The 17,521-nt window shown below is 70.7% G+C and carries 15 protein-coding genes; 8 read left to right on the top strand and 7 right to left on the bottom strand.

Annotated elements, in window-relative coordinates:
- Positions 1–162: 162 nt before the first annotated feature.
- The 4 genes from IG04_RS0128900 to IG04_RS0128885 are packed head-to-tail and all read left to right on the top strand — an operon-like array spanning position 163 to position 3,801.
- Positions 163–780, top strand: coding sequence for a M15 family metallopeptidase (locus IG04_RS0128900; protein ID WP_030479890.1), 618 nt, complete (start codon positions 163–165; stop codon positions 778–780).
- Complete coding sequence (gene alr / locus IG04_RS0128895) at positions 765–1,865, top strand: alanine racemase (protein ID WP_051770889.1); 1,101 nt, start codon at positions 765–767, stop codon at positions 1,863–1,865. Before IG04_RS0128900 ends, alr begins: the two co-directional genes overlap by 16 nt.
- Positions 1,862–2,815: a D-alanine--D-alanine ligase family protein gene (locus IG04_RS0128890; protein WP_030479888.1), complete on the top strand. Its 954-nt coding sequence runs from the start codon at positions 1,862–1,864 to the stop codon at positions 2,813–2,815. Before alr ends, IG04_RS0128890 begins: the two co-directional genes overlap by 4 nt.
- Entirely contained in the window at positions 2,812–3,801 is a 990-nt protein-coding gene (locus IG04_RS0128885) for an acyltransferase family protein (RefSeq protein ID WP_030479887.1), read from the top strand. The genes IG04_RS0128890 and IG04_RS0128885 overlap by 4 nt, the downstream gene beginning before the upstream one ends.
- Here IG04_RS0128885 and IG04_RS0128880 read toward each other — a convergent pair.
- Both IG04_RS0128880 and IG04_RS0128875 read right to left on the bottom strand, forming a co-directional pair.
- A complete protein-coding gene (locus IG04_RS0128880; RefSeq protein WP_030479886.1) occupies positions 3,782–4,903 on the bottom strand; it encodes an ArgE/DapE family deacylase in 1,122 nt (373 codons plus the stop codon). The two genes, IG04_RS0128885 and IG04_RS0128880, sit on opposite strands and share 20 nt — an antisense overlap.
- Positions 4,900–5,907 carry a pyridoxal-phosphate dependent enzyme gene (locus IG04_RS0128875; protein ID WP_051770887.1) on the bottom strand — a complete coding sequence of 336 codons (1,008 nt, stop codon included), beginning with the start codon at positions 5,905–5,907 and terminating at the stop codon, positions 4,900–4,902. The genes IG04_RS0128880 and IG04_RS0128875 overlap by 4 nt, the downstream gene beginning before the upstream one ends.
- Positions 5,908–5,976: 69 nt before the next feature.
- Between IG04_RS0128875 and IG04_RS0128870 the strand changes: the two genes are divergently transcribed.
- Together IG04_RS0128870 and ligA are read left to right on the top strand one after the other, a co-directional pair.
- Entirely contained in the window at positions 5,977–6,207 is a 231-nt protein-coding gene (locus tag IG04_RS0128870; protein ID WP_030479884.1) for a hypothetical protein, read from the top strand.
- 144 nt (positions 6,208–6,351) lie between these two features.
- Positions 6,352–8,346 (top strand): NAD-dependent DNA ligase LigA, encoded by a 1,995-nt coding sequence (gene ligA, locus IG04_RS0128865; protein WP_030479883.1) that lies wholly within the window; start codon positions 6,352–6,354, stop codon positions 8,344–8,346.
- A 980-nt stretch (positions 8,347–9,326) separates the two neighbouring features.
- Here the strand turns inward: ligA and IG04_RS0128860 are convergent.
- Both IG04_RS0128860 and IG04_RS0128855 read right to left on the bottom strand, forming a co-directional pair.
- Complete coding sequence (locus tag IG04_RS0128860; protein WP_030479882.1) at positions 9,327–9,992, bottom strand: response regulator; 666 nt, start codon at positions 9,990–9,992, stop codon at positions 9,327–9,329.
- Positions 9,989–11,071, bottom strand: a complete 1,083-nt coding sequence (locus IG04_RS0128855) for a sensor histidine kinase (protein ID WP_030479881.1) — start codon at positions 11,069–11,071, stop codon at positions 9,989–9,991. Before IG04_RS0128855 ends, IG04_RS0128860 begins: the two co-directional genes overlap by 4 nt.
- Positions 11,072–11,204: 133 nt before the next feature.
- Between IG04_RS0128855 and IG04_RS45605 the strand changes: the two genes are divergently transcribed.
- Positions 11,205–11,501 carry a DUF6223 family protein gene (locus IG04_RS45605; protein WP_245815969.1) on the top strand — a complete coding sequence of 99 codons (297 nt, stop codon included), beginning with the start codon at positions 11,205–11,207 and terminating at the stop codon, positions 11,499–11,501.
- Here the strand turns inward: IG04_RS45605 and IG04_RS0128850 are convergent.
- The 3 genes from IG04_RS0128850 to xylA are packed head-to-tail and all read right to left on the bottom strand — an operon-like array spanning position 11,458 to position 15,135.
- The gene (locus IG04_RS0128850; protein WP_030479880.1) at positions 11,458–12,603 is read right to left on the bottom strand and encodes an ROK family protein; all 1,146 of its coding nucleotides are present in this window, start codon (positions 12,601–12,603) and stop codon (positions 11,458–11,460) included. The two genes, IG04_RS45605 and IG04_RS0128850, sit on opposite strands and share 44 nt — an antisense overlap.
- Positions 12,600–13,982, bottom strand: a complete 1,383-nt coding sequence (gene xylB / locus IG04_RS0128845; RefSeq protein ID WP_030479879.1) for a xylulokinase — start codon at positions 13,980–13,982, stop codon at positions 12,600–12,602. Before xylB ends, IG04_RS0128850 begins: the two co-directional genes overlap by 4 nt.
- A gap of 1 nt (position 13,983) precedes the next feature.
- Positions 13,984–15,135, bottom strand: a complete 1,152-nt coding sequence (xylA, locus tag IG04_RS0128840; RefSeq protein ID WP_030479878.1) for a xylose isomerase — start codon at positions 15,133–15,135, stop codon at positions 13,984–13,986.
- Between the two features lie 364 nt (positions 15,136–15,499).
- On the opposite strand from xylA, the gene fusA reads away from it, so the two are divergent.
- Positions 15,500–17,485 carry an elongation factor G gene (gene fusA / locus IG04_RS0128830; RefSeq protein ID WP_030479877.1) on the top strand — a complete coding sequence of 662 codons (1,986 nt, stop codon included), beginning with the start codon at positions 15,500–15,502 and terminating at the stop codon, positions 17,483–17,485.
- The last annotated feature ends 36 nt before the right edge of the window (positions 17,486–17,521 follow it).

Raw genomic sequence — 17,521 nt, 5'->3', positions numbered from 1 at the left:
GATCGTCCTCTGTCGGGTCACGGCACCAGTCTGCCTAATTCCCGCGCGCCGTGCGCCCCTCGTCCGAACGGCTGATGTCCGCGCTTCTGAATCGTTCGTTCGGCGGGCGGGCGTGGCCTGGAGGAGGAGTCCTAGGTGGACGCACGCTCCTAGGTTGGCTGCATGACCATCCTGCTAGCCGATCCGATCGTGCGCGCCATCCGCGTGTTCGACAACGGGGATCCTTTGGTGCCACTGGACCACGCGCCCGGCGTGCTGGTGCGCGAAGGGCTCGCGCGGCGTCTCGACGTGGCTCGCGCGCTGCTCCCGTCCGGTGTGGACCTGCGGGTGATCGAGGGGCACCGCACCGTCGCCGACCAGAGCGCGATCATCGAGCGCTACACGGCCGAACTGCGTGAGCTCCACCCCACCGCGGACACGGTCGAACTGGACCGGTTGTCCAGCCGGTTCGTGGCACCGCTGGCCGTCGCGCCGCACGTCGCGGGCGCGGCCGTGGACCTGACGCTGGTCACGACGTCGGGTGCGGACCTGTGGATGGGCACGGAGGTCGACGCCACTCCCGAGGAGAGCGACGGCGCGTGCTTCTTCGGCGCGCCGGTCGACGACGAGGCCCGCCACAACCGAACAGTGCTGGCCGCCGCGCTGGGTGGCGCCGGCCTGGTCAACTACCCGACCGAGTGGTGGCACTGGTCCTACGGCGACCGCTACTGGGCGTTGCTGACCGGCGCCGGCCAGGCCGTCTACGGACCGGTGGAGGTGCCTGCGTGGGCGCGCGCGTGACGAGGCTGCGTCAGGCGGCCTCGGAGCCGACGTTGCAGGTCGACCTCACCGCGGTGGCCGACAACACGAGGCGGTTCGTCTCGTGGGCGCGTGGCGCTGTCATGGCGGTGGTGAAGGCCGACGGGTTCGGGCACGGCCTCGGCGACGTCGCCTGCACCGCGGTGGCGGCGGGGGCCACCTGGATCGGGGTCACCTCGCTGGCGGAGGGCGTGCGGGTGCGGGAGTCCGGTGTGGACGTTCCGGTGCTGAGCTGGCTCAACCCGGTCGACGTGGACGTACGCACGGCCGTCCGGTACGGGATCGACCTGAGCGTGCCGAGCCTGGACCACCTCGCCGCGATCGAGGGCGGGGTGCGGGTGCACCTCCAGCTGGACACGGGGATGGCGCGGGACGGGGCCGCGCCGGAGTCCTGGCTGTCGCTGATGTCGGCGGCACGTCGTGCGGAACTGGCCGGGAGGGTCTCGGTCGTCGGAGTGATGGGACATCTGCCTTGTGCCGACACGCCTGGAGCGAATGAGTACGGCAAGCGGGCGCTGCTGCGGGGGGTCGAGATGGCGCGCCAGGCCGGGCTGCGGCCGTCGGTACGGCACCTGGCGGCCACGAGCGCCGCGCTGACGGACCCCGGCACCCACCTCGACGTCGTTCGGATCGGGGCCGGGCTGGTGGGGATCGACCCGTCCGGGACCACCCTGCTGCGCTCCGCCCTGCGGTTCACGGCGCCGGTGGTTCAGGTGCGGCGGGTCGCCGCGGGGACCGGGGTCGGGTACGGGCACGCGCACGTCACCGACCGTGCGACGACGCTGGCGCTGCTGCCGGTCGGCTATGCGGACGGCCTGCCGCGCAGCGCGTCGGCTCGGGCCGAGGTGTGGCTGGCCGGACGTCGCCGGCCGGTCGCCGGGGTGATCTCGATGGACCAGGTCGTGGTCGACGTCGGGGACGACGAGGTGGTGCCGGGTGACGAAGCGGTGGTGTTCGGGCCGGGGGACGGCGAGCCGACGGTGGCGGACTGGGCTCGGTGGGCGGGGACGATCCCGCACGAGATCGTGACGGGCATTGGGGCGAGGGTGCGGAGGAACGTTCGATGAGGGGGATCCGCGTAGCCGTGATCGGCGGCGGGCAGAACTGCGAGCACGACGTCTCGGTGGCGTCGGCGAAGTCGGTCCGTGAGGCGCTCGACCCGGCGAAGTACGAGGCCGTGGCGCTCACGATCGGCCGCGACGGCCGCTGGCACGGGCAGGACGGCCAGGTGCTCGACACGCTGACGTCCGGCAGCCTCGCCGCCGCGCTCGACGTGCTGGCCACCTGTGACGTGGTGTTGCCGCTGGTCCACGGGCCGCTGGGGGAGGACGGCACGCTGGCGGGCCTCTGTGAACTGGCCGGTGTGCCGTACGTGGGCTCGCCGCTGCGGGCCGGCGCGCTCGCGATGGACAAGTGGGCCACCAAGCTCGTCGCCGAGGCGGTCGGGGTCCGCACGGCGAAGGGCACGCTGGTCACCAACGCGTCCACTGTGGACTTCACCGGTCCGGTCGTGGTGAAGCCGGTGGCGGCCGGGTCGAGTTTCGGGGTGAGGCTCGTCGAGCGCGAGGAAGACCTCGAACCCGCCGTGCTCCAGGCGCTGGAACTGGACGACCGCGTGCTGGTCGAGGAGGTCCTGGACGGCCGGGAGATCGACATCGCGGTCCTCGACGACCCGGACGAGGGCCGCCGGACCGGGCCGCCGCTGGAGATCAGGGTTCCGGGCCTCTTCGACACGACCGTGAAGTACGACGGCAGCGCCCAGTTCGTGATCCCCGCACCGCTGGCCGACACCGAGCTCAAGGCACTGGAAGACGCGGCGCTCAAGGTCTACGAGGCGCTGGGCTGCCGTGGGCTCGCACGGGTCGACTTCTTCCTCACCGGGGACGGGTTCGTGCTCAACGAGGTCAACACCATGCCGGGCATGACGGCGGAGTCGCAGGTGCCCAAGATGTTCGCGGCCGCCGGACTGTCCTATCCGGACCTGCTGGACAAGCTCGTCCGCGGAGCGATGCGGTGAGGCGCATCGCCGGACTGGACGTGTTGCGCGGTATCGCGATTCTCCTCGTGATGCTGCGCCACGCGTTTCCTGACGTGTTCCCCGGTGCGGGCGTCGTCGGCGTGGTCGTGTTCTTCACGCTGAGCGGCTACCTGATCACCGGTGTTCTGCAGAGGGAGCTCACGAACACCGGGCGCGTCGACTTCAAGCGGTTCTACCTGCGCCGGGCGCGCAGGCTGCTGCCCGCGTTGATAGCGCTCACACTGATCTTCGCCGTCGTGACGCTCGTGTTCGACCCGTTGGGGGAGCGGGACAAGCTGCTCAGGACCGTGATCGTGCTGGTGACGTTCACGGGCAACCTGCCGATCAGCGGCGTCAGCCCGGCGGCGTTCCACGGCTGGACGCTCGCGACCGAGGAGCAGTTCTACCTGCTGTGGCCCGCGTTGCTGGCGTTCGCCTGGGTGCGCAACCGGACCGGCGCGGTTCTCGTCGCCACGGCGCTGGGCGCGCTCGCGGCCTGCACGGCGACGCTCGTCTGGCTGTGGCCGAACGCCGACAACGCCTACGCGCTGCCGACGTCGTGGTTCGTGTGCTTCGTGATCGGCGCCGCGACCAGGCTCAGGCTGACCACCGCGCCGCGCTGGGCCGTGCCGATCGCCCTGACCGGGCTGGCGGTGCTCTCGGTGGTGCCTCTCCGGGGCCACGCGCTGACCTACCTCGTGGCGGGCCCGGCGATCGCGGCCTGCACGGCGGTGCTGTTGCTGGTCTGGTCGAAGTGGGAGCGGGTGGCGACGCCGATCCGGCCGCTGGTGGCGCTGGGCGTCCTGTCCTACGGCGCCTACCTGTGGAACTACCCGCTCACCCTGTGGCTGCGCCCGGAACTGGGCGCCGCCGCCGGGCCGGTCGCGGCGGTGCTCACGATCGTGGCGGCGGCGCTCAGCTGGCGTTACGTCGAGGAACCGGTCATGCGGCGAGGTGACCGTTTACTTAGCGGCAGAAGTCGGTGATCGTGCCGGTCAGGACCTCGGTGAGCCGGTCGAGGGAGGCCAGGTCGACGTACTCGGTGGCCGCGTGCGCGCCCGCGCCGTCGACGCCGAACAGCAGGCAGGGGATGCCGGCGCGGTCCAGCAGGGCGCAGTCGGTCCAGAACGGCTCCGCGCGGATGACCGGTGGCTCGCCGAGGTTCGCGATGAGCGTGCGGACGATCTCCGCCTCGGGGTCGGCCTCGAAGGGGTCCCTGGCGAGGCCTCGGGTGAGTTCGGCTTTGAAGTCCGGGACGGTGGCGGTCAGGTGGTCGAGGATCGTGCGCAGTTCGTCCTCGGTCTGCTGCGGGGATTCGCCGGGGACCGTGCGGCGTTCGAGGGTGATCCTGCAGGCCGACGGGTAGGTCGAGGCCTCCTCGCCGCCGCTGATCAACGACGCGTGGACCGTGCCGGTGCCGAGCAGGTGGTGTCTCGGGCCTTCGTGGAGGTCCTGGCCCAGTCGTTCCAGCGCCACGAGGAACTGGCCTGCCTTGGTGATGGCGTCGATGCCGAGTTCCGGGCGCGAGCCGTGGGCGGCCCTGCCTTCGACCTCGACGTCGAACCAGACGAAACCCTTGTGCGCCAGGGTGACTTCGAGGTGGCTGGGTTCGGTGACGATGGCGGCGTCGGCGGTGAAGTGTTCGAGCACCTCTTCCGTGCCGAAGCTGCCGTGTTCCTCGTCAGCCACGCACGCGACGATGACGTCGCCGCGCAGCGGGCGTTCGGTGGCCCTGGCCGCGGCGACCATCATGGCCGCGATGCCGCCCTTCATGTCGAACGTGCCGCGGCCGAACATCCTGCCGTTCTCGACGTGCGGCCTCAGCGGGTCGCCGTCGTAGCCCGCGAGGCCGACCGTGTCGACGTGGCCGTTGAGCATCAGCGACTTCCCGCCGCCGGTGCCCTTCCTGACGGCGACGAGTGACGGCCTGCCCGGCCGTCGCTCCAGGCGGTGGACGTCGAAGTCGTGGGCGCGGAACCAGGTGGTGATGAAGCCGGCGATCTCGTGTTCGCCGTTGCCGCCGGGGACGAGGTCGGGGTTGACCGAGTCGATGGAGACCAGTTGGGCCAGCAGGTCACGTGGGTTCACGGGCGTCCTTCGGTGCTGATGAGTACGACGGTGTCGAGGTGGCCGAACTCGCCACGCATGGCGCGCAGTCCGGCGAGAGGTGCGGCGCCGCACGGTCCGGAGTGGACGTTCTGCGCGTGGAGGTCCTGCATCGCTTTGCTGCATTCGGCTTCGGAGATGGCCACGGCGGCGTCCAGACCGTTGTGCAGATACGGCCAGGAGGTGGCGGACGGTGTGCCGCAGTTCAGTCCGGCCATGATCGTGTCGCCGGTGGGCACGGTCCTGAGCTCGCCCGCTTTCAGGCTTTCGAGGACGCAGGCGGCGCTGTCCGGTTCGACGGCGAGGAGCCTCGTGCGGGAGTCGCGGCCGCGGTAGTGGGTGATCACGGCCTGCGCGAACGAGCCGACACCGACCGGGACGACGACCAGGTCGGGTTCCCGGTCGAGCTGCTCGTCGATCTCGTGGCAGAGCGTGCCGTAACCCTCGACGATCCAGGCCGGGACCTCCTCGTAGCCGGGCCGGCCCATGTCCTGCACGAGGATTCCGTCCGCTTCGGCGGCTGCGGCCACCGCGTCGTCGTACGTGCCCTCGACCACCGTGACCTGCGCGTTCTCTGCCCGGATGGCCTCGATCGCCGGTTCGGGCACGGTGTGCGGCACGAAGACGTGGGCGAGCTGGCCACGCAGCCGGGCCATGCGAGCGACCGCCCTGCCGTGGTTGCCGTCGGTCGCGGTGGTGAGCGTGACCTGGCCCGGATGCCGCTCGAGAACGCGGTGAACGGCCCAGGACGCGCCGAGAGCCTTGAAAGCGGGCAGGCCGAGCCGGGAGGATTCGTCCTTGACGAACAGACGGCCGATTCCGAGTTCCGCGGCGAGGGCCGGCAGCTCGGTCAGCGGAGTGGGCGCGTAGCCGGGCAGCCCGGCGTGGAAGTCCCGCGCCCCGGTGGGCGCGGGAGGGCATCGCCAGCTGCGGGCCTCTGGCCGCGAGAACTTCATGCAGGACAGCGTGCGGGTGGTCCGGATCATCGGTCCAGCACATGTTTTCGACCTGTACCGGTGGAAGAATCCGACGAATTGCGGGGAGGAGGTGCTCCGATGGGCGACGAGGAGCTGATCGTCGAGTTCGCGCTGGCCCGTCTCGACAACCCCGGGCTCGACCTGGAGGAGGTCGCCGCGCTCGTGGTGCGGCGGGTGGGGCCGGAGCGGATGGTCGAGTTCGCCGGGCAGACCCTGGTGCACCGCGACGAACTGCGGGGAGCGGTGTTCCCGGCGGCCGTCGAGCACGTGCTGCGGGTGGTGCTGACGTTGCGCGGACCGCGGGATTAGAGGCCGGGCACGACCGGCTCACGGCTTGCCGACCACGTCGCTGTCCGATGTGGAGCGGCGTTCGATCGAGCTCCACCGCGACTCGAGCAGGGCTCCAGGCACGACCGTCCATTTTTGTCGGTGGTGCCCGGTAACGTCCCTTCCATGAGTGCTGCTGGGGATCGGATTCAGGAGCTCGCCGGCCGGATCGTCGAGCTGCGTGACGCGTACTACCAGGGTGAACCGCTGGTGGCGGACGCGGAGTACGACGCGATCGAGGACGAGTTCCGCGCCCTGGTCGCGAAGCACCCGGAGCTCGCGCCGAAGGACAACCCGCTGGACCACGTGGGTGCGCCGTCGGTGCTGCACGCGCCGGTGCGGCACTCGCGGCCGATGCTGTCGCTGGAGAAGGCGAACAAGCCCGAGCAGGTCGAGTCGTTCTTCGCGCGGTTCCCCGGTCAGCCCGTGGTGGTCATGCCGAAGCTCGACGGCCTGTCGCTGGCGCTGGTGTACGAGAACGGGCGCCTTGCGCGCGCGGTCACCCGTGGCGACGGCACGACGGGCGACGACGTCACGTTCCTCACGCGCGCGTTGTGCGACGGCGTGCCGGACAAGGTCGAGGCGCCGGGGCGGGTCGAGGTGCGTGGCGAGTGCGTGATGCTGCGCTCGACGTTCGACACGTACAACGCGGCGCACCCGGACAAGCCGTTGATCAACCCGCGCAACGCGGCCGCGGGCACGTTGCGCGCCAAGGATCCGAAGGCGGTCGAGGGCCGGCGCATGCAGTTCTTCGCGTTCGACCTGACGACCGAGCCGGAGAGCGCAGACTCCGACCTCGACGCGGGCCTGCGCAAGCTGGGGTTCAGCGTCGCGGAGATGAAGCACTGCTCCACCGCGGCCGAGGCCCAGGAGCTGATCGGCGGCATCGAGCAGGCCCGCAACACGCTCGACTACGACCTCGACGGCGCCGTGCTGCGCCTGGCGAACCGCGACGCGTTCGCCGCCGCGGGCACCCGTTCGTCGTCTCCGCGCGGCGCCATCGCGTACAAGTTCGCCGCCGAGGAGAAGACGACGGTGCTCAAGGACGTCGTGTGGGACGTGGGCAAGACCGGCAAGATCGCCCCGGTCGCGTGGCTCGAGCCCGTGTTCGTCGGCGGCACCACCGTCACCCGCGCGACGCTGGCCAACCAGGAGGTCATCCGCTCGCGCGGCATCAAGATCGGCGACACCGTCCTGGTCCGCCGCGCCGGCGACGTGATCCCGTTCGTCGCGGGCGTGCTCGACGAGTCGAAGCGCACCGGCTCCGAGCAGGAGATCGTCCCGCCCTCGGAGTGCCCGTCCTGCACGCAACCGCTGACCGAGCAGGGCAACAGTCGCGAGCTGTTCTGCACGAACTCGGTCTGCCCGGCCCAGACCGTGCGCCGCCTGATCCACTGGTCCTCCCGCGCCGCCGCCGACATCGACGCCATCGGCCAGGTGTGGATCGAGCGCCTCGCCGAGACCGGCGACCTGGTGAACCCGTCCGACTTCTACACGCTCACCAAGGAACGCCTGCTGGAGTTCGACCGGGTGGGCGAGGTCTCCGCGACCCGCATGATCGAGTCCATCGACCGCAGCCGCTCCGTGGGCCTGCGCCGCGCGTTGATCGGCCTCTCGATCCCGATGGCCTCCGAAGGCACCGCGGCCCGCCTGTGCCGCGCGGGCTTCGGTTCCCTGGAAGCGGTAGCCGACGCGGGCGTCGAGAAGCTCGTCGCCGTCGAGGACATCGGCCAGAAGGTCGCCGAGTCGATCAACTTCCACCTGGCCCGCCTGCGCCCGGAGATCGAACGCCTGCGGGAACGCGGCGTCTCCCTGGAGGTGCGAGAAGAGGACCTGCCCCCGGTCGTGGTCGCCGGCGCGCCCCTGGAAGGCAAGTCCGTCGTGATCACGGGCTCCATCAGCGACCCGCGCTCCGGCGAGAAGGTCACCCGCCCGACGTTCCAGAAGATGTGCGAACGAGCAGGCGCCACCGCCGCCTCCTCGGTCTCGGCCACCACCGATCTGCTCATCACGGGCGAGGGCGTCGGCGCCGGCAAGCTCACGAAGGCGGAGAAGCTCGGCGTCGAGGTGGTCGACCAGGGCGAGATCTGGGCGAAGCTGATCGCCGCCGGGGTCGCCTGACCCACCCCGTAGACGCGGGAAGCCCCCACGCTGCCTGGGGGAGGACGGCAGCCTGGGGGCGAGTGGGGGTGGTCGGTGCGGCGGTCGCCTCTCGGCGGTGTGCTCGACGCGGCTCCGGCTGAACGATGTTCCGCGAGGGCGTTTGTGTTGGGGCCCGGGGACTCGTTCCGCGCCGACCGTCTGGTTCAACGGTGCGGGGTTCCGTTGTGTTTCCTGGTGATCTGTGTGCTCGCTCACCGGGTGGTGGTGTTGCGGTGTAAGGGAATTGCGGTATCGGGAAGGCCCTCAAGTCGCCGAGGGGGTGTGCGGCTTGAGGGCGTGGTCTGTTGGTCGGTGCGGCGGTCGCCTCTCGGCGGTGTGCACGACGCGGCTCCGGCTGAACGGTATTCCGCGAAGGCGTTGTGTTGGGGCCCGGGGACTCGTTCCGCACCGACCAACCTGTACAACGGCGCGGGGTTCCGTTGTGTTCCAGGGGGATCTGTGTGGCCGGTCACCGTCGGTCACCCCGAAGGCCTTGCTGGACAAGAAGATCGAGGAAACCAGGTGGTCGGCGCGGCAGGAGAGATCCGCGCCGACCGGACGCCCTCGAGCCGTCCGTCGGGGGAGAGTGACGGCTCGAGGGCGAGCTTGGGGAGGCCGATGCGATCGGTCGCCTCTCGGCGAGTTGCTCGACGCGGTACCAGCCGTACGGTATTCCGCGAAGGCGATGAGGTGAGGCCCGGGGGACACGGACCGCACCGACCAACACGTATAACGGCCGCGGTGCCCGGAGTGTTTCCGGAACGCGCTGTGGGGTCGCTCACCGCCAAGGCGCTGCAGGCCAGCGGACGGCTCGGGTACGTGCAGGGCGTGAGGCGGCAGCTCCGACCCCCGAGAGCCTCGGCGAACTCAGGGCCGTTCATCAGTAGAAGCAGCCCGTGCGGGGCACGCAGGCCGTGGCGTCCATTGTGGACGCTGGGAACCCGGACCTGCGCGGAGGGCTATCCGCGTTCGGAGGTCTGCGGGACCACCAGGCCCGACTCGTAGGCGATCACCACGAGCTGGGCCCGGTCGCGGGCGTGCAGCTTCGTCATCGCGCGGTTGACGTGCGTCTTCGCGGTGAGCGGGCTGATCACCATGCTCGCGGCGATCTCGTCGTTCGACAGGCCGCGGGCGACCAGCGTGACGGCTTCGCGTTCTCTGGTGGTGAGGTGGGTGAGGCTGAGGTTCTGCCGCAGCGGCTGGCTCACGTACCGGTCGATCAATCTGCGGGTGATCGACGGGGCCAGGAGGGCGTCACCGCGGGCCGCGACCCGGACGGCGTGCAGGAAGTCCTCCGGTTGCACGTCCTTCACGAGGAACCCGGCCGCGCCTGCCTTCAGGGCGTGGAAGACGTACTCGTCCAGGCCGTAGTTGGTGAGGATCACGACGTGCGTGCCCGCCAGGGACGGGTCGCCGGCGATCTTCTCGGTGGCCTCGATGCCGTCCATCTCCGGCATCTGGATGTCGATCAGGGCGATGTCCGGGAGGTGCTTGCGGGCTTGGTCGAGGCCTTCCCGGCCGTTCGCGGCCTCGGCGACGACCTCGATGTCGTCCTCGGCGTTCAGCAGCGCGCGGAAACCGCTGCGGATCAGCGGCTGGTCGTCGACCAGCAGGACGCGGATCACGACTGTGCCACGGGGAGTTCGGCCTGCACGCGGAAACCGCCTTCGACTCGGGGCGCCGCTTGGAGGTTGCCGCCCAGCGCGGTGACGCGTTCGCGCATGCCGAGCAGCCCGACTCCCGGTTCCGCCTTCCCCGGTGCTGCCGTGCCGTCGTCGTCCACCTTGATGACCACCGTGTCCTGGCGGTAGTCGATGTGGATCCGCGCGGTCGCGGCGGCGGCGTGGCGGGCGATGTTCGTGAGCGACTCCTGCACGATCCGGTACGCCGTGCGCTCCACCGCTGCCGGGACGTCGTCGTGGCGGCCTTCGATCGTGAGCCGGGCGTCCAGGCCGGTGGCTCTGGCGCGTTCGACGAGTTCGGGGACGTCCTTGATGCCGTGCGGTGGGTTCTTGTCGTCGTCCCGCAGGGCTTCCAGCGTGGCGCGGAGTTCCCTGGCGGCTTCCCGGCCGGCGTCGCGGATCACCAGGAGAGGTTCGGGCACGTCCTCGCCGCGTTTCCGGGCGAGGTGGACGGCGACCTCGGCCTGCAGCTTGATCACCGAGATCTGGTGGGTGAGCGAGTCGTGCAGTTCGCGGGCTATGTGCAGACGTTCCTCGCCGGCCCGTCTGCGCGCCGTTTCCTCTCTGGTGCGTTCGGCTTCGTCAGCACGTCGCTCGGCCTGCCTGAGCGCTTCGCCGGCGGCCGCGGCGGCGATCAGCCACGCGATCTGCAGGACGTCGCGGGTCTGCGCGAACGCCTCGTACGTGGTGAGGTCGCGCGGCGAGGCGAGTGCGGCGAGGGGGAGCGTGGCGAGCATCAGGACGGAGCCGGCGAGCGTGAACACGCGGTGGCCCGCCCGCATCGTCGCGTAGACGGCGAACAGGAAGGCGATCACCGGCACGTCCGCGCCGGTGGCCTGGTAGCCGAGTGCGAGGAGCCCGGTCGCGGCGAGCACGGTTCTCGGGGCTCGTCTGCGTGCGGCGAGCGCCAGTCCGCCGGCGGCGAGCAGCGCGTAACCAGGGCCGGTGGCGGGATGGCCGGCCACGACGAGGCTCGCCGCGACTCCCGCGGCGATCGCCCAGTCCAGCCAGCGAGTGCTCATCCGTGCACCTTAATCCTCTGTTCGCGCTGGTAGATCGTGCGCTGGGAGGATTGTTGGACTACTGCGCACGCAGTACAGCGGTGTCTACGCCCGCACGACGACCTGAGGCCCGTTCGGGGGTTGGCTGGTGCCCATGTTGCTTTCCGCTGCTTATGAGATGTCCGCCGGCCGCACGTTGTCGCTGATCGGTGTCGTTGTTGGTGTCATTGGCTTGTTAGCGCTCACTCGGCGCAGTCTGTGGGCCGTCGTGCTGGGTGCGGCCGGGGCGGTGATCGGTGTCGCGGTCGTCGTGATGGCGCAGGGCGGCCCCGGCACCGGCTACGGCATCGTCGGTGGCTACGTGTCGCTCGTGGTGGGCGTGGCCGGTGTGGTGCTGGGCAGTCTGGCTAGACGAAGAGCCGCTCGGGCTGCTGCACCGCGCGCCTCGTGATCAGCCCGGCCGCGCCCCGCACCACCGCGAACTCACCGAGGGGCGAGGCGAGCAGCCGGGTGTGCCGTTCGCCGCCCGCGAGCACCCGGCCGTCCATTTCGGACTGCACGGCCTCGCGGAGGTGGTCGTACAGCACGGCGTAGCTGCCGCCGAGCACGACCGTCGGGACGTCGAAGAGGTTCATCAGCGTCGCGATGCCGACCCCGAGCGCCTCCCCGGCCTTCCGCACGGCCTCCACCGCCTTCGGGTCGCCCGCTTCGAGCACCCTGCGCAACGAGTCGAGCCGACGCCGTCCCGCCTCGCGCAGGATGACGTCAAGGCCCGCGTACCGCTCGACACAACCGCGGCTGCCACACGTGCAGCGGATGCCGTTGCGCTCGATCACGACGTGCCCGAGCTCGCCCGCGAACCCGCTGACCCCGCGGTAGACCTCGCCGTTCAGCACGATGCCCGCGCCGATGCCGACGTCCGCCGTCACGTGCACGAAGTCCTCGCCCGCCAGGTGCCGTGGCCACAGGTGGGCGAGCGCGGCGAGGTTCGCCTCGTTGTCGAGCTGGACGTCGAGACCGGTTCGCTCGCCCAGCCCCTCGGCCAGGCGCGCGCCGACGAGTTCGGGCAGGTTCGGCGCTCTGACGATGGCGCCGTCGTGCACGACACCGGGTATCGCGAGTCCCACCCCGAGCAGCCTGCGCTCGGAGCCGCCGGTGACCTCGCGGATCAGTCCGGCGATCCGGTCGAGCACCTCGTCCGCCGGGGTCCTGCGCATGTCGGCGGGCACGAGACGGCGTTCGAGCGTCTCGCCGTCGAGCCCGAGGGTCTCGACGGCGAGGTGGCTGACGTTGATCTCCGCACCGACCGCCACCGGCCCGGCGGGGTGGAAGCGCAACGGCTTGGACGGCCTGCCCATGCCCACGAGCGTGGCGGGTTCCTCCACCAGGATCCCGCCCGCCAGCAACGGCTCGGTGAGGTTGGACAGGGTGGCTTTGGTCAGGCCGGTGCGCGCCGCGAGGTCGGCACGCGAACCGGGCCGGTCGACGAGGGCGAGCAGCACCGTGCGCAGGTTGCCGAGGCGAACCTGCCGCAGGTGGTCGACGGTGGTCATCGACTCAAGTATCGCTGTGCCGCGTCCCCGTACCGCGCCCGGATCTCCGGCACCGCCTCCGCCTCGTACCGCGTGCTTTCCGCCAGCGTCCACTCCGGAGGCGTCGCCTCGCCGGTGAGCGTCCACGCGGCCTGCCGCGCCGCACCGTTCGCCACGTACTCATCCGGCGCGGGCACTGTCACGGGCACACCGAAGACCATCGGCGCGATCTCCCGCACCGCCGGAGAAACCGCCGCTCCTCCGACGAGCCGCACGCCCGTGACGTCCGCACCTTGCTCGGCGAGCGCGTCGAGACCCACCGCAAGGCCGCACAGCATGCCTTCGATGGCCGCACGGGCGATGTTCGCGGGCGTGGCGTTGGTGAGCGTCAGTCCGTGCAACGCACCCGTCGCGTCCGGCAGGTTCGGCGTCCGCTCGCCTTCCAGGTACGGAACCATCACCACGCCCTCCGCACCCGGCTTCGCGGAAAGAGCGAGGTCGCTCAGCCTGGTGAGATCGACGCCCAGCATGCGGGCCGTCGCGTCCAGGACGCGGGCGGCGTTCAGGGTGCAGGCGAGCGGGAGGTAGCGGCCCGTGGCGTCGGCGAACCCCGCCACGATGCCGGAGGCGTCCGCCGCACGTACTTCGCTGGTCGCGGTGACGACGCCGGAGGTCCCGAGCGACACCACGACGTCGGTGCCGCCGCCCACCCCGAGCATGGCCGCCGCGTTGTCGCCGGCGCCCGCACCGAGCCGGACCGGTCCGTCCACGAACTTTGCTGGGCCCAGGACACGGGGGAGCACCACATCGGAGCGGCCGAGGGCGAGAGAGAGCAGGTCAGGCACGTACTCGTTCGCCACCGAGTCGAAGTAGCCGGTGCCGGACGCGTCCGAACGGTCGGTGACCAGGTCGGAGAGCGAGCCGGTGCCGCGCAGCCGCCACGTCAGCCAGTCGTGCGGCAGGCAGACGGCGGCGGTGCGCCTGGCGTTGGCCGGTTCGTTCAGGGCGAGCCAGCGCAGCTTCGTGATCGTGAACGACGCGACCGGCACGAGGCCGATCCGCGCCGCCCACTCCGAAGCGCCGAGCTCGTCCGTCAGCGAGGCCGCGGCCGCCGCGGAACGGGTGTCGTTCCACAGCAACGCCTCGCGCACGACCTCGCCGGCCTCGTCGAGGCAGACCATGCCGTGCTGCTGCCCGGCGACGCTCAGCGCCGCGACGTCGGACAGTCCGCCGGCGTCGGCGAGCGCGGACTGCAGAGCCGACCACCAGTGCGAAGGGTGCACCTCGGTGCCGTCCGGGTGAGCCGCGCGGCCCTCCCGGACGAGCCTGCCGGTCTCCGCGTCGCGAACCACGACCTTGCACGACTGCGTCGAGGAGTCGACGCCGGCGACGAGCGTCATGTCAGCGCGCTCCCGTGAGGTGCTCGAGGGCGAGCTGGTTGAGCCGGACGAAGCCGTAGCCGCGTTCGCCGGCCTGGTCGGGGTCGAACCCGGTGTCCTTGATCAGGTCGTCGTGGGACTCGCCGGCGTTGAGCGTGGGCTGCGACAGCTCCGCGACACCCGCCACGGCCAGCGCCTCCTGCACCTCGGGGTCCGCGCGGAATGCCTGAGCGCGGTCGCGGAGCAGCAGGTACGTGGCCATGTTCGCCTTGGCCGAGTCCCAGACGCCCGTGATGTCCTCGGTCCGCGACGGCTTGTAGTCGAAGTGCTTCGGCCCGTCGTACCCGGCGGTCTCCAGCAGGTCGACCAGCGCGAACGCGTTCATCAGGTCGCCGTGCCCGAACACCAGGTCCTGGTCGTACTTGATGCTGCGCTGCCCGTTGAGGTCGATGTGGAACAGCTTGCCGTGCCACAACGCCTGCGCGATGCCGTGCACGAAGTTCAGCCCGGCCATCTGCTCGTGCCCGACCTCGGGGTTCAGGCCGACCATCTCGGGCCGGTCGAGCGAGGTGATGAACGCGAGCGCGTGCCCGACGGTCGGCAGCAGGATGTCGCCGCGCGGCTCGTTCGGCTTCGGCTCGAGCGCGAACCGCAGGTCGTAGCCGCGGTCGGTGACGAACTGCGTCAGCAGGTTCATGGCCTCGCGGTACCGGTCGAGCGCCGCCCGCACGTCCTTGGCCACGTCGTACTCGGAGCCCTCACGTCCGCCCCACAGCACGAACGTCTTGGCGCCGAGCTCCGCCGCCAGCTCGACGTTGCGCAGCACCTTCTGCAGCGCGAACCGCCGCACGCCGCGGTCGTTGCTGGTGAAACCGCCGTCCTTGAACACCGGGTGGCTGAACAGGTTCGTCGTCACCATCGGGATGACGAGGCCCGTGTCGGCGAGCGCGCCCTGCAACCGGCTGATCTGCTGGTCGCGGTGCGTCGCCTCGAAGCCGAACAGGTCGTCGTCGTGGAACGTCAGCCCGTAGGCGCCCAGCTCGGCGAGCCGGTGCACCGCCTCGACCACGTCGAGTTCGGGTCGCGTGGCCTCGCCGAACGGGTCGCGGCCCTGCCAGCCCACGGTCCACAGACCGAAGGAGAACTTGTCCGCCGGAGTGGGCGTGCTCATCATCCACCTCATTCGTTCAATGCTTGAACTTAGTGCGGACAGTACGACGCCACGGCCTTGATCGCAATCGCTCAGACGCGCTGCGGCGAAGAGCGAGGGGCGTCGTGGAGGTGTTTCGCGTCAAATGCGTTGTGAGGCACCGCGCATGTGTCTACACTCCACGATCATCATCACCCGAGACGAGAGGAGACCGGCCGTGCGTACCGCCGCCATCGTCCTCCCGTCCCGTTTCGACGTGATCCTCGTGTCCTCGTACCCCGGTCGCCTGCTGCGCGCCGGGCGCCGGACTGTCTGACGAACTCCTCCGCGGAGTTCGCCGGGTCATCGCGCTGACCCCGTAAATCTTTGACACCAAAGGCATAACGCCATGCGCACGATCACGTTGAACGCTGTCCGCAACCTCGGCATCCTTGCCCACGTCGACGCGGGCAAGACCACGCTCACCGAACGCGTCCTGTTCGCCACGGGCAGCACCCACAAGCGCGGCGAGGTCCACGACGGCACCACCGTCACCGACTTCGACCCGCAGGAACGCGATCGCGGCATCACGATCTTCGCCGCGGCCGTGACCTGCACGTGGGACGGGCATCGCGTCAACCTCATCGACACGCCGGGACACGTCGACTTCGCCGACGAGGTCGAACGGTCCCTGCGCGTGCTCGACGGGGCCGTCGCGGTGTTCGACGGTGTGGCCGGCGTGGAGCCGCAGAGCGAATCGGTGTGGCGGCAGGCGGATCGGTACGGCGTGCCCAGGATCGCGTTCGTCAACAAGCTCGACCGGGCCGGCGCGGACCTCGACACCGTCGTCGAGTCGATCCGCACACGGCTGCACACCGTGCCGCTCGTCGTGCAGCTGCCGATCGGCGTGGAGGACGGGTTCCGCGGCGTCATCGACCTGGTGCGCATGCGTGCGCTGATCTGGGACGACGGCATGACCGAGGGACCTGTACCGGAAACGCTGCTGGCAGAGGCGCAACGACGGCGCCGCCTCCTGGAGGAGGCGGTGGCGGAGCTGCATCCCGAGGCATTGGAGGAGTTCTTCGCACAGGGCCTGTCCGAGCAGACGTTGAGGAACGCGCTGCGGGAACTGACCCGGCGCGGCCAGGCCACCGTCGTGCTGTGCGGCTCGGCGTACCGCAACCGCGGTGTCGAACCGTTGCTGGACGCGGTGATCGCGTACCTGCCGTCCCCTGTGGACGTTCCGCCGGTGCGCGGCGTCGACGGCCAGGAACGGCAGCCGGACCCGGACGCGCCGTTCGCGGCGCTGGTGTTCAAGGTGAACGCCACCGCCACCGGACGGCTCGCGTACGTCCGCGTCTACTCGGGCACCCTCCACAAGGGAGAGACGGTCCTGGTGGGCGGCCGCAACGAGCGCATCGGACGGATCCTGCGCGTCCAGGCCGATCGGCACACGCCGGTCGACCAGGCCGTCGCGGGTGACATCGTCGCGGTGGTGGGGCTGAAGTCGGCTCGCACGGGGACGACCCTGTGCGCGCCAACGGATCCGTTGCTCCTCGAACCCGCGGTGTCGGCCGATCCCGTGGTGTCCGTGGCCGTGGAGACGCGGACCAGCGCGGACAACGCCCGGCTGACCGAAGCGCTGGCGCACCTGGTCGACGAGGACCCGTCCCTGCGGTTCGGGACGGACCCGGAGACCGGCCAGACGGTGCTGTCCGGCCAGGGCGAGCTGCACCTGGAGGTCTCGGTGGAGAAGGCGCGCACGCTGCACCGCATCGAGCTCACCATGGGACGGCCGCGCGTCTCGTACCGCGAGACCGTGAGCACGGGCGTCACGGGCTTCGTTTACCGGCACGTCAAGCAGGACGGAGGACAGGGACAGTTCGCTCACATCGTGCTCGACACCGAGCCGCTGGAGACCGGTTTCGAGTTCCACTCGGCCGTCACCGGCGGGCGTGTGCCGCAGGAGTTCGTCCGCGCGGTCGAACAGGGCTGCCGGGACGCGCTGGCCGAGGGACCTCTCGGCCACCCGGTGACCGGAGTGCGGGTGACGCTCACCGACGGATCCACGCACGTCAAGGACTCGTCGGAGATGGCGTTCCGCACGGCGGGCCGGTTCGGGCTGCGTGAGGCGCTGAAGGCCGGCGCGATGACGTTGCTCGAACCGATCGCCGAGGTCACGGTCACCGTGCCGGAGGAGTACCTCGGTGGTGTGCTGGGTGATCTGGCTTCGCGCCGGGGCAGGATCCTCGGTTCGGAGTCCAGGCCCGGTGCGACGGTGGTGACGGCGAGCGTGCCGTTGGCGGAGATGTTCGGTTACGTGACGAGGTTGCGCAGCCGGACGCAAGGCCGTGGCAGCTTCACCGCCACCCCGACCGGTTACGCGCCCGCATAACCAGAACGCAGGCCCGCCCTGAGCCAGGGCGGGCCT

Source organism: Lentzea albidocapillata, assembly GCF_000719115.1.
In the GTDB taxonomy this organism is placed as follows: Bacteria; Actinomycetota; Actinomycetes; order Mycobacteriales; family Pseudonocardiaceae; genus Lentzea; species Lentzea albidocapillata.
Note: the sequence above shows the minus strand (reverse complement) of the source record. Positions and strands in the feature narration are given on the sequence as shown.